General features: G+C 66.8%; 15 protein-coding genes. 4 read left to right on the top strand and 11 right to left on the bottom strand.

Going from position 1 to position 11,423, the window contains the following annotated elements; translation table 11 throughout:
* Positions 1-3 precede the first annotated feature (3 nt).
* The 8 genes from AC6RIC_RS08950 to AC6RIC_RS08915 all read right to left on the bottom strand — a co-directional run bounded on the left by AC6RIC_RS08950 (position 4) and on the right by AC6RIC_RS08915 (position 6,280).
* Positions 4-633, bottom strand: coding sequence for a 2-hydroxychromene-2-carboxylate isomerase (locus AC6RIC_RS08950; protein WP_499735906.1), 630 nt, complete (start codon positions 631-633; stop codon positions 4-6).
* A gap of 134 nt (positions 634-767) precedes the next feature.
* Positions 768-1,052 carry a hypothetical protein gene (locus tag AC6RIC_RS08945; RefSeq protein WP_499735905.1) on the bottom strand — a complete coding sequence of 95 codons (285 nt, stop codon included), beginning with the start codon at positions 1,050-1,052 and terminating at the stop codon, positions 768-770.
* A gap of 139 nt (positions 1,053-1,191) precedes the next feature.
* The gene (gene pgeF, locus AC6RIC_RS08940) at positions 1,192-1,956 is read right to left on the bottom strand and encodes a peptidoglycan editing factor PgeF (RefSeq protein WP_499735904.1); all 765 of its coding nucleotides are present in this window, start codon (positions 1,954-1,956) and stop codon (positions 1,192-1,194) included.
* A gap of 45 nt (positions 1,957-2,001) precedes the next feature.
* Positions 2,002-3,093 (bottom strand): class I SAM-dependent methyltransferase, encoded by a 1,092-nt coding sequence (locus tag AC6RIC_RS08935; RefSeq protein WP_499735903.1) that lies wholly within the window; start codon positions 3,091-3,093, stop codon positions 2,002-2,004.
* On the bottom strand, positions 3,090-3,944 hold the full coding sequence (lgt, locus tag AC6RIC_RS08930; RefSeq protein ID WP_499735902.1) for a prolipoprotein diacylglyceryl transferase: 855 nt from the start codon (positions 3,942-3,944) through the stop codon (positions 3,090-3,092). The genes AC6RIC_RS08935 and lgt overlap by 4 nt, the downstream gene beginning before the upstream one ends.
* Before the next feature lie 85 nt (positions 3,945-4,029).
* Positions 4,030-5,049 carry an NADPH-dependent curcumin/dihydrocurcumin reductase gene (curA, locus tag AC6RIC_RS08925; RefSeq protein WP_499735901.1) on the bottom strand — a complete coding sequence of 340 codons (1,020 nt, stop codon included), beginning with the start codon at positions 5,047-5,049 and terminating at the stop codon, positions 4,030-4,032.
* A 143-nt stretch (positions 5,050-5,192) separates the two neighbouring features.
* A complete protein-coding gene (locus tag AC6RIC_RS08920) occupies positions 5,193-5,765 on the bottom strand; it encodes a chloramphenicol phosphotransferase CPT family protein (protein WP_499735900.1) in 573 nt (190 codons plus the stop codon).
* Positions 5,762-6,280 (bottom strand): MarR family winged helix-turn-helix transcriptional regulator, encoded by a 519-nt coding sequence (locus AC6RIC_RS08915; protein ID WP_499735899.1) that lies wholly within the window; start codon positions 6,278-6,280, stop codon positions 5,762-5,764. The genes AC6RIC_RS08920 and AC6RIC_RS08915 overlap by 4 nt, the downstream gene beginning before the upstream one ends.
* A gap of 116 nt (positions 6,281-6,396) precedes the next feature.
* Here AC6RIC_RS08915 and AC6RIC_RS08910 point away from each other — a divergent pair, with 116 nt between their 5' ends.
* A complete protein-coding gene (locus AC6RIC_RS08910) occupies positions 6,397-6,753 on the top strand; it encodes a cupin domain-containing protein (RefSeq protein WP_454655961.1) in 357 nt (118 codons plus the stop codon).
* Between the two features lie 135 nt (positions 6,754-6,888).
* Here AC6RIC_RS08910 and AC6RIC_RS08905 read toward each other — a convergent pair whose 3' ends face one another.
* The 3 genes from AC6RIC_RS08905 to AC6RIC_RS08895 form a co-directional block, all read right to left on the bottom strand.
* The gene (locus tag AC6RIC_RS08905; RefSeq protein ID WP_454655960.1) at positions 6,889-7,149 is read right to left on the bottom strand and encodes a hypothetical protein; all 261 of its coding nucleotides are present in this window, start codon (positions 7,147-7,149) and stop codon (positions 6,889-6,891) included.
* Between the two features lie 41 nt (positions 7,150-7,190).
* Positions 7,191-7,481 carry a 30S ribosomal protein S21 gene (gene rpsU / locus AC6RIC_RS08900; protein WP_454655959.1) on the bottom strand — a complete coding sequence of 97 codons (291 nt, stop codon included), beginning with the start codon at positions 7,479-7,481 and terminating at the stop codon, positions 7,191-7,193.
* 137 nt (positions 7,482-7,618) lie between these two features.
* Complete coding sequence (locus AC6RIC_RS08895) at positions 7,619-7,828, bottom strand: cold-shock protein (RefSeq protein ID WP_293806237.1); 210 nt, start codon at positions 7,826-7,828, stop codon at positions 7,619-7,621.
* A 356-nt stretch (positions 7,829-8,184) separates the two neighbouring features.
* Here AC6RIC_RS08895 and uvrC point away from each other — a divergent pair, with 356 nt between their 5' ends.
* The 3 genes from uvrC (at position 8,185) to moaD (ending at position 11,348) form a co-directional block, all read left to right on the top strand.
* On the top strand, positions 8,185-10,266 hold the full coding sequence (uvrC, locus tag AC6RIC_RS08890) for an excinuclease ABC subunit UvrC (RefSeq protein ID WP_499735898.1): 2,082 nt from the start codon (positions 8,185-8,187) through the stop codon (positions 10,264-10,266).
* A 180-nt stretch (positions 10,267-10,446) separates the two neighbouring features.
* Complete coding sequence (gene pgsA / locus AC6RIC_RS08885) at positions 10,447-11,058, top strand: CDP-diacylglycerol--glycerol-3-phosphate 3-phosphatidyltransferase (RefSeq protein WP_454655957.1); 612 nt, start codon at positions 10,447-10,449, stop codon at positions 11,056-11,058.
* Positions 11,055-11,348 (top strand): molybdopterin converting factor subunit 1, encoded by a 294-nt coding sequence (moaD, locus tag AC6RIC_RS08880; RefSeq protein WP_499735897.1) that lies wholly within the window; start codon positions 11,055-11,057, stop codon positions 11,346-11,348. The genes pgsA and moaD overlap by 4 nt, the downstream gene beginning before the upstream one ends.
* Positions 11,349-11,423 lie beyond the last annotated feature (75 nt).

Below are 11,423 nucleotides of genomic sequence, written 5' to 3'. Positions count from 1 at the left end.
TCCTTAGACAGCGCCGTCCGCCCGATAGGGCGCGCGGCCGCTGGCCAGCGCCGAATCCAGCAGGTCGAGCCGGTCCTGCCCCCAGAACACCTCGCCTCCGAGAACATAGCTCGGCGCGCCGAAGACGCCGGCTTCGACAGCCTGGCCCAGTGTCTCCTCATAGCGAAGCTTGACCGAAGCCCCCTCGGCTGCGTCGAGCAGCGCCGTCCCGTCGAAACCGGCCCGCACCGCGCAGGCCAGCAGCGCCTCGGAGCGGCTCATGTCCTCGTCCCGCGCCCACAAGCCGGCCATCACGTCGCTGATGAAGGCGAACGGATCGCCGCGCTCGGCCAGGATTGCGATGGTCATGCGATCGGCAAGCGACGGGTCGAAGGGAAAATGCTTCGGCTGCAGCACGAGCGGCAGGTGACGCGCCTCGCGCCAGCGCTGGAGATCGAGCAGCCGATAACGCTGCCTGACCGGATGTCGCTTCGGCAGCGGCAGGCCGCCCGTCTCGTCGAACACCGAGCGCAGCGGCATCGGCCGATAATCGATCGTGCAGTCATGCCGGCGGGCGATGGCGTGAAAGGCCGCATTGCCGAGATAGGTCCAGGGGGAATGCAGCGAGAAGTAATAGGTGATCGAACGGGACAAGATCGCCTCGCGGGCTTTTGCAGACAGCGCAAGCATCGCCGCCGCCCGGCCCTTCGTGCAAGGCCATGGCCGTGCATCCTGCGCAGCCCGGCCCCGCCAGAAGCCGGGAGCTCATAAGACCATGCAGGGGCCTGTCAGGCCGCCTTGTTCTTCACCGCGCCGATGATCGCGGTCAGGACGGCTCCGCCGGCGCCGCCCGCGATCAGATTGGTGAGAATGCCGCCGATGCTGAGATTGCCGCCCTGCGCCGCTGCGCTGATCGCTGGCAGCAGGATCGGGATCAGTTGCCCGAGCACGCCGCCGCCGACGAGACCGGAAATCGTGTTGCCGAGCGTCCCGAGATCGAAGCTCGGACTGGCCTTGCCAGCCGCATTGCCGCCGATCGCACCCGCGATCAGGTTCATCAGGATCTGTTCCATCTCGGCCCCCTGCATCTGAATGCATCGCCTGAAGGACATGCGCCTGAAGGAAGCGATGCGTTCCCCGTGGCAGCCGGAACGATGCTCCTGCTCGAGCGATGCGACAAGCCGGCGCACCGCTTCATCAACCGCTAACGGTTCAGTCGAGCGCGATCGCCGCGATCAGGCGGCCGTAATCCGGCTCGCCGCGATGGGTCGTGCGCCGGTAACTGAAGAAGCGCTTTTCGTCGCCATAGGTGCACAGGCCCATGTCGACGAACCGGCCGATCCCGGCCTCCTGCGCCTTGAGCCCGATGAAGGCCGGCAGGTCGAACATCGCATGTGCGGCGCGCTCGGACGGCGTGAAGAACCGCGAATAGGTCTGGTTCTCGGCCTTGAAGCGCTCGATGAATTCCGGCCCCACTTCATAGGCCCTGGCGCTGATCATGGGGCCGAGCACGGCGGTGATGCGCTCGCGGCGGGCGCCGAGCTTCTCCATTGCCGTCACCGTCGCGCCGACGATGCCGGTGAACGCGCCCTTCCAGCCGGCATGGGCGGCCCCGATCACCCGCGCCTCGCCATCGGCGAAGAGAATCGGCCCGCAATCGGCGGTGGAGACACCGAGCGCGACATGCGAGGCGGTCGTCACCATCGCATCGGCTTTGGGGCGATCGCCCGGCCACGGGCCCGTCACCACTTCCACATCGGCGGAATGGACCTGGTAGAGGCTGATCAGGTTCTCGGGAGCAACGGAGAGATGGCGCGCCATCCGCGCCCGGTTCTCCGCGATCGCCGCCGGATCGTCTGAGGAGCCCAGCCCGCCGTTCAGCGACGCGTAGATTCCGGTCGAGACACCACCCTCGCGCGTGAAGAAGGCGTGACGGATGCCGGCTTCTCCGGCGAGTTCGCGGGCGGTGATGAACATGGGCGTGATCCGGTTGGCGCAAGGCCGCAACCGGCCCCGCTGGGTTCAGCTCCGATCTGGCAGCCGATGAAGGTCAAATCCGGGCAGGGGCGGCAGGTTCCGCTGCGATAGCGCGAGAACCTTGAACAAATCCCCCATGCCGGTCTCGCCCGTTTCGATCAGGCGGTCGAAGGCGGCGGAGATCGCAGTCCGCTGGGTCGCGTCTGCCTTGAGCGACAGCGCCTGCGCCCGCTGCGGCAGCCCCAGCGCCAGCAGGAAATCGCGTTGCGTCTCCGGCCCGTGCAGCGCGGCGCCGGCCTTGAGCGCGGCCTGCCCCATCCGCTCGAAATCGACATGGACGGTGAGATCCGCCTCGCCCGGTTCCGCCAGCGGAGCGACGAATTCATGCCGCTTCATCGCCTGCAGCGTATCGCCGAAGCCGGAACGCGCCGAGCCGTAATCGATGAGCAGCGCCGCCCCGCCTGCCGAAGCGAGATGGCCGGCAAGCTGCGCGACGATATCGAGCGCGATCGAAGGCTGCTCGAACACAGTGTCGACAGGTGCCGCGATCTTCAGCGTGCCCTCTCCCGCAGCCGACAACCCGAAGGCGAGATCGCCGTCATCGTCGAGCCCGACCAGCCGCTCGCGCCAGCCTTCGGGCGTCATCACGAACTGGTCGAGCGGCAGGGCGTCGAGGAACTCGTTGGCGACCGCGATGACCGGGCCGTCGAGCGCGCCGGCCACCGTATCGTGCCAGACCGGTTCGAACCCTTTCAGCGCCGTCGCCTGCCGGCCACGCAGGACCGGGCTGGTCTCGACGAGATGAACGGACAGCGCCGCATGGAAGCCCGGTACGATCCGCGTCGCCCTCAGCATATCGGCCATCAGCGTGCCGCGCCCCGGCCCGAGCTCGACGAGGCGGAACCGTGCCGGCGCGCCCATCGCCTGCCAGGCATGGGCCGCCCAGAGCCCGATCAGCTCACCGAACATCTGGCTGATCTCGGGCGCCGTGGTGAAGTCGCCCCCGGCCCCGAGAGGATCGCGCGTCATGTAATAGCCGTGGCGGGGATGGCCGAGCGCCAGCGCCATGTAGCGGCCGATGCCGATCGGCCCCTCCTGCCGGATCAGAGCGATGATCTCGGCCTTGAGCGTGGTCACGCCCGCGCCTCGCCGGGTGCCTCGCGCTTGCTGCGCAGCACCAGCCACAGACCGGCGAAGAACACCGGCAGCGAGAGCAGCATGCCCATGGTGATACCGCCCGAGAGCGCATCGACCGAGGTCCCGAACAGGAAGCCGAGCTGCGGGTCGGGCTCGCGGAAGAACTCGCAGACGATCCGCGCGACCGCATAACCCATGCCGAAGACGCCGGCGACGTAGCCCGGCCTCTTGAAGCCGCCGGCCCGGACCAGCAGGTTCACGAGAATGAAGAGCAGGAGGCCTTCGCCAAAGGCTTCATAGAGCTGGCTCGGATGACGCGGCAGCGGCCCGCCATTCGGGAAGACCATGGCATAGGGGAAATCGGGCGCCGGCCGGCCCCAGAGCTCGCCATTGATGAAATTGGCGATGCGCCCGAGCAGGAGCCCGATCGGCACCACTGCCGCCGCCAGATCGAACACCGACAGCGCCGGATAGCCGCGCCGCCTGGCGAAAAGCCACAGACCCAGCGTCGCGCCGATCAACCCGCCATGGAAGGACATGCCGCCCTGCCAGATCGCGAAGATGTCCTGCGGGCGCTCGAGATAGCGCGCGAGATCGTAGAACAGCACGAAGCCGATGCGCCCGCCGAGCACCACGCCGAAGGCGACGAAAAGCAGCATGTCGTCGAGCTCGATGGCTTGAGGCCGGGCTCGCCCGCCCCAAAGCCCATCAGCAGCGACGAGCTTGCGCGCATACCACCAGCCGCCGAGCAGGCCGACGACATAGGCAAGCCCATACCATTTGATCGAGAGCGGCCCGAGCTGCACCGCGACGGGGTCGATCATCGGGAAGGGAATCGCGAAGACGGGCATGGCAAGATCCGATGGCGGGCGCGGCGAGATGGCCGCGCCCCCGCTGAATGGTCAAGGAAAAAGGCCGGCGCGTGGCGCCCCTCGCTCAGAGCTTGACGATCAGTTTGCCGAAATTCTTGCCCTCCAGCAGGCCGATGAAGGCCTCCGGCGCATTCTCCAGCCCGGTGACGATGTCTTCCTTGTACTTGACCGCGCCCTCGGCGATCCAGCGCGCCATCTCCTCACGGAAGGTCGGCGCCTGCGCGGCAGCGAATTCGCGCTGAATGAAGCCGCGGATCGTCAGACTCTTCGAGAGAACGTCGCGCATCATCCCCGGCAGCCTGTCCGGACCCGGAAACGCTCCGCTGGCATTGTATTGCGCGACGAGGCCGCAGACCGGGATGCGCGCGAAGGTATTGAGCAGCGGGAAGACCGCATCCCAGACATGGCCGCCGACATTCTCGAAATAGACGTCGATGCCGTCCGGGCAGGCGGCGGCGAGCTTGGCCGCCATCTCGGGATCGCGATGATCGATCACCGCGTCGAAACCGAAGGTGTCACGCACGAAGGCGCATTTTTCGGGACCGCCGGCAATGCCGACCGCCCGCGCGCCCTTGATCCTGGCGATCTGGCCGACCGCAGAGCCGACCGGCCCGCTCGCCGCCGCGACCACGACCGTCTCGCCCGGCTTGGGCTGGCCGATGGTGAGCAGACCGGCATAGGCGGTGAAACCGGGCATACCGAGCACGCCGAGCGCCGTGGTCAGCGGCGCGGCTTTCGGGTCGAGCTTGCGCAATTGTGCGGCGTTCGCCACCGCATGCGACTGCCAGCCGGAATGGGAGAGCACGATATCGCCCGGCTTGAAGGCGGGATCGCGGCTCTCGAGGACCTCGCCGACGGTCCCGCCTTCCATCGGCTGCCCGATCTCGGTCGCGGCGGCATAGGATTTCGCCGCACTCATCCGGCCGCGCATATAGGGGTCAAGCGAGAGATAGAGGATCTTGAGCAGCACCTGCCCATCAGTGATCGCCGGGATCGCGGCCTTCTCCAGCCGGAAATTCTGCGGCGTCGGGCGCCCCTCGGGACGGGAGGCAAGAACGATGCGAACGCTGTCGGGCTGGGGCATGGGTTTCGATCCTCGGTCGTGATGGGCGCGGGTGCCGTTCCCTCATATTGGTTCAGCCCGAAGCGAGCGGCAGTCCCCTCGCCCTGCATTCGCAGCCGGCGCAAGCGCGTCGATGACATGGCAACGCGATCGCCGGGCCTTGTTCAGCCGCGATCACGCCGCTCGCGCAACCTTTCGAAAGCCGCTGGTTTGCGCCGCTCCCGCCACGCGGCGATGACGGCGTCGGCATTGGCATCCCGCTCCTGCATCGCATCCACCTCGACATCGTAGAGACAGTAGGAATGGATGCGGTGGAAGTCGCGCCGGGCGTCGCCGATCGGCCTGTCCCCACGCTCGCGCTCGCGTCGCTCCAGCTCCTCCAGCGCGCAATGCACCCCGACGAAGAACACATCATGGCCCGCAAGCGTGTCCGCGAGACGCAGCAACCAGGCCTCGCTCTCCATGATGTGCTCGACGATGAGGTCATTGCCGGCCTCGACATAGGCGAGGAGCGAGCGCTCGAAGCCGAGGAAGAAGGCCTCTCGCATCGTCCGCCAGTCGAACTCGCCGCTCCTGATCCGGGCCGTCGGCAGCACGCCGGCATCGCGCAGGTGATCGATCGAGATATGCCAGAACGGCGCGTCGATCCGCGCCTGGATGGCGCGCGCCAACGAGGACTTGCCGCTGCTCGACGCGCCGTTGAGCAGGATGGTGCGGCCGGGCTTGGCGGGGGTCATCCCTCCTGCTCCGGCCGGGCTTCGCTTTCGAGCGTCGCCAGAAGCTCCCTCAGAAGCTCCGCAAGGGCCATTCGCTTGGCCGGGTCCAGGCTTGCGAGGAACTGCGCCTCGCTCGCCATGTCGGCGCGGAGCGCGTCCTCGGCCCGCTGGCAGCCCAGCTCCGTCAGGACGACCAGGAGGCTGCGCCCATCCTCCGCCGATTTCTCGCGGCGCACAAACCCGGCCTTCTCGAGCCGCCCCAGCCGGTGCGTCAACCCGCCGGAGGTGATCATCAGCGCGCGATAGAGCGCCGTCGGCGCCAATCGATAAGGCGGCCCGCTGCGGCGCAAGGTGCTGATGACGTCGAACTCACCGCGATCGAGCCCGAACCCGGCGAAGGTCTCCTCGATGCTCGGCCGCACGAGATTGGACAGGCGATAGGCCCGCCCCAGGATCGCAGTCGGCGTCGTGTCGAGATCCGGCAATTCGCGGGCCCATTGCGCCCTGACCCGCTCGACATGGTCCATCTTCGTCATAGCCTGCCCTTCCCCGGCCTCTCCTCTGCCCCTGAGCGAGCCTCGCGCCAAGAGATATCTTGATACAAAGATATTTCTCAGGAATTATCTTTGCACAAAGATAACTAGAGGGCATCATGGCGGCGATAGCGATCGACAGCGACATCCTGCGCAGCGGCGCAAGCCGGACGGCACGGTTCGAAGGCGGCGGGTACGGCTCGCAGGTCTCGTTTTTCCTGGTCGACAACGAGCCGGGACAAGGGCCGGGCCTGCATGTCCACCCCTACTCGGAAACCTGGGTGATCCGATCGGGCGAGGCGGAATTCACGGTGGGCCGCGAGACGCTGCGCGCCAGCGCCGGAGCGATCGTGGTGGGCCCGGCCGGCATCCCCCATAAATTCGTCAATATCGGGCCCGGGCGGCTGGAGCTCATCTGCATCCATGCCAACACGGCTATCGTTCAGGATTGGGTCGAGGACGAAGCCGCGGCCTGAGCGTCGACGGCGGCTGGGCGGACCGATGCGCTGGCGATGGCAGGCTCCACCTGGCCTCAAGGCCTGCGCGGTCGTGGGAAAAACGCGGGGCGCGGCGCATGGGCGCCCAGCCCCGGCAGATTCGTCAGCGCAGAATCAAAGCGCCTTCGCGGCAGCGCGGCTCGGGCGCTTTGCGGCCACCTTGCGAACCGGGGCCGCCGCCTTGGCAGCAGCCTCCTCGGCGTCCCTGGCCAATCGCAGGGCGCGCAGCTTCTCCGTCTTGAGGCGGGCCTGGCCGGCCTCGTCCTCAAGCGCCTGCCACGCGTCGAGCGCATCCTGGCGACGCTGCTCGGTCGTCTCGAAAGCCGCCTGCGCCCGGGCTTTGATCTCGTCCAGCTTCATGTTGCGGCTCGACATGCGAAACTCCTACTCGACTGACGCGGGTCGGCCGTTGCCGCTCAGACGGCGGCCGGACGAGGCGCTCCGGCTCCAGGGCCGGCTCCGGGACGGCCCTTGCCGACGGGCAGCTTGCGCTTCGGCGCCGGCAGCAGGCCTTCGCGCTGCGCCTGCTTGCGGGCGGCCTTCTTGGCACGACGGACCGCCTCGGCCTTCTCGCGGGCGCGGCGCTCGGACGGCTTCTCGAATTCGCGGCGCTGCTTCATCTCGCGAAACACGCCTTCGCGCTGCAGCTTCTTCTTCAGGACGCGCAGCGCCTGCTCGACATTGTTGTCCCGAACGAGAACTTGCATGGTCATCCTTTCCAGAAAGCACAAAGGGCCGGGCTTGTAGTCCCGACCCTTCACTTAACCGTTGGTGCGAAACGTCGTGTCGTGGCGCCGGTACATCCGCGGCGGCCTCAAGGCGGCGTCGTTCCGCTCCGGAACGATTACTCAGCGCGCAGGTTGTCGGCCGAGCTCTTGCCCGAACGCTTGTCCTGAACGATCTCGTACGAAATCTTCTGGCCGTCGCGCAGATCGCGCAGACCGGCGCGCTCGACAGCGCTGATGTGGACGAAAACGTCCTGGCCGCCATCGTCAGGCTGAATGAAGCCGAAACCCTTGGTGGCGTTGAACCACTTAACCGAACCAGAAGCCATGAAAGCCTCCCGCAAACATGTTTATCCAAGCCCCATGGAAAACATGCGGCGGTGAATTCGATCAGAGGAAGAAAATCATCAGCATGTCGCGCTCAAGCGGCGCGAATGGCCAAGTCATCAGGCCTAAATCGAAATTAACAAATAGGCCATGACAAGGCCGATGTCAAATCGAGACCAGCCCGACGATTTCTGAAAAACGAAACCGGGCAACGTCGCCAGCGAAAAAACACCTTGAACGAATACCACCGATTCTTCTCGAAATCGATCGCGTCGAGAAGCAGGCAGCCGTTGATTCAGCGTTGAATCAGTGCCTCTCCTGACATGACGAAGCCGCTGCGGCATCCTACATGCAGGCCATGAGTCGCGAACGCCAGGACGATCTGCCCCAGGACGAATTCGAGGACGAGGAGGACACCCTCCCCGGCGCCGAGCCCGCGCTCGTCCTCGCCGAAGCCGCGCCCGGTGCGCTCAAGGCCGGCATCGAGGTCATCCAGCAATTCGCCAAGCACCTGCCGAACCGGCCCGGCGTCTACCGGATGTTCGATCGCGCCGGCGAGGTGCTCTATGTCGGCAAGGCCAAGAGCCTCAAGAATCGCGTGACATCCTATGCCCGCGGCATGGCGCATACCAACGCCGTCGCCCGGATGATCGCCGAGACGGCGAACATGGAGTTCGTCACCACCGGCACCGAGACCGAGGCGCTGCTGCTCGAATCGAACCTGATCAAGCAGCTCCGGCCGCGCTACAATGTGCTGCTGCGCGACGACAAGTCGTTCCCCTATATCCTGCTGACCGGGGACCATGACGCGCCCGCGATCCTGAAGCATCGCGGCTCGCGCCAGCGCAAGGGCGATTACTTCGGCCCCTTCGCCTCGGTCTGGGCGGTGACCCGCACCATCGACGCGCTGCAGAAGGCCTTCCTGATCCGCACCTGCTCGGATTCCTTCTACGAGAACCGCACGCGCCCCTGCCTGCTCTTCCAGATCAAGCGCTGCGCCGCCCCCTGCACCGGCGAAGTCTCGATCCCCGACTATCAGGCACTCGCAGGCCAGGCCCGCGACTTCCTCTCCGGCCGCTCCTCGGCGGTGAAGCAACTGCTCTCGGCCCGGATGCAGGAAGCCGCGGAGGAGCTCGAATTCGAGAAGGCGGCACGCTATCGCGACCGCCTCGCCGCGCTGTCCGCCGTACAGGCCGGGCAGGACATCAACACGCAAGGCGTCGAGGAGGCCGATGTCTTCGCCATCGACGAACAGGCCGGGCAGTTCTGCGTCGAGATCTTCTTCTTCCGGAATCACCAGAACTGGGGCAACCGCGCGCTTTTCCCGCGCGCCGACCGCTCATTGACGCCGGCCGAGGTGCTGGCCTCCGTCGTCGCCCAGTTCTACGACGACAAGCCGCCGCCGCGCCTCGTGCTGCTCTCGCACCCGGTCGAGGAGATCGAGCTGATCGGGCAGGCGCTCTCGGCCCGCGCCGGCCGCAAGGTCGAGGTCGCCCACCCCAAGCGCGGCGAGCGCGCCGACCTGATGGCACATGCCGTCAAGAACGCCCGCGAGGCGCTCTCCCGCAAGCTCGCGGAAAATGCCGGGCAGCAATCCCTGCTCGTCGCGCTCGGGGCCGCCTTCGGCATGGAAACCGCCCCGCGCCGGGTCGAGGTCTACGACAACTCGCACATCATGGGCACCAACGCCGTCGGCGGCATGATCGTCGCCGGGCCGGACGGCTTCGTGAAGAACCAGTACCGCACCTTCAACATCTCGACCGACACCATCGCCGGCGACGATTTCGGCATGATGCGCGAGGTGCTGACGCGACGGTTCGCGAAGCTGGCGAAGGAGAGTGGCACCGACCTGGACCCGATCGCTCAGGAAAGTACATCTGTCGGCGGCGAGGCCGGGAAGATCACTCTCCAGGATGCGCCTGCGGAGGAAGCCTTACCGAAGAAGACCCGAAAGGCGCCCAAGCCGCGCAAGGACGAGGACGGCTTCCCCTCCCGCCCCGATCTCGTCATCGTCGACGGCGGCAAGGGCCAGTTCACCGCCGCGCTCAAGATCATGAAGGAGCTCGGCGCGGCCAACATTCCGCTCGTCGCCATCGCCAAGGGGGAAGATCGCAACGCCATGCGCGAGACCTTCCACATGGAAGGCAAGGAGCCCTTCAAGCTGCAGCCGCGCGACCCGGCCCTCTATTTCATCCAGCGTCTGCGCGACGAGGCGCACCGCTTCGCCATCGGCACCCACCGCGCCAAACGCAAACGCGAGACGATGAAGAATCCGCTCGACGAGATCCCGGGCATCGGCCCCTCGCGCAAGCGGGCGCTGCTGCTGCATTTCGGCACGGTGAAGGCGATCCAGCGCGCCAAGCTCGACGACCTCATGCGCACGCCGGGCGTCAATGCGGCCACCGCCAAGGCGGTCCATGATTTCTTTCATGACGCGTAGAGCGTTGCGCGACACAGCGGAAACCGGTGTTTCGCGGGAGCAATGCTCGATTGCTTCAAAAGCGAGCACGTTTTTCGCTCTCGGACGCTCGCGCCCGAAAGTGACGTGGCCGCGAAGTTCTGCCACATTCACGCTGTTGCGTGTTGACGCTACTGCTGCCGCCTTGCTTTGGTGCATCCCGTGACGATTCTTCCAGACGCCATCAGGCGGCGCGGCCCCTGGTCGCTGCCGAACCTCCTCACCTACGGGCGGATCCTGGCGATCCCGGCCCTGGTGGCGATCCTGTTCTGGCCGCGCGACGACTGGATGCGCTGGCTCGCGCTCGGGATCTATACGCTCGCCGCCATCACCGACTATCTCGACGGCTACATCGCTCGCGCCTGGAGCCAGCAATCCGCGATCGGCCGCATGCTCGATCCGATCGCCGACAAGCTGCTCGTCGCCGCCCTGCTGCTGATGCTGGTCTATACCGGCCAGATCGAAGGCTGGACGCTCTGGGCCGCGATCGTGATCCTCTGCCGCGAAATCCTGGTCTCGGGACTGCGCGAGTTCCTGGCCGATCTGAAGGTCAGCGTCCCCGTCAGCAAGGTCGCCAAGTGGAAGACGACGGCGCAGCTCTTCGCTCTCGGCTTCCTCGTCGTCGGACCGGCCGGAGACAAGGTCCTGCCCGGCAACACCACGATCGGCATCGTCCTGCTCTGGGCCGCCGCCGGCCTGACGATCTATACCGGCTGGGACTATTTCAACGCCGGCATCCGCCATCTCGTCGCGGAAGATGAGCGCGCGCCATGAGCACCGCATCCGCCATGGCCGCGGCGGGCACGCGCCCGGTCCGCATCGTCTATTTCGCCTGGGTGCGCGAGCGGGTCGGCCTGCCCGAGGAGACGCTCGATATCCCCGCCGACCTCGCCACCGTCGCCGATCTCGTGCGCTGGCTGAAGGCGCGCGGCGAGGGCTACGAGATGGCCTTCGCCGACGAGGCCGTCGTGCGGGCCGCGCTCGATCAGGTCCATGCCAAGCCTCAGGCCCAGCTGGGCGCAGCCCGCGAGATCGCCTTCTTTCCGCCGATGACCGGCGGGTGACGGCCATGTTGCGACACCCTTGTCACTCCGAGGCCGCGCACCGCGCGGAACCCGGAACCCACGACTGGGCGTGCC

The sequence above is a fragment of the Allobosea sp. TBD101 genome, from assembly GCF_059817965.1.
Note: the sequence above shows the minus strand (reverse complement) of the source record. Positions and strands in the feature narration are given on the sequence as shown.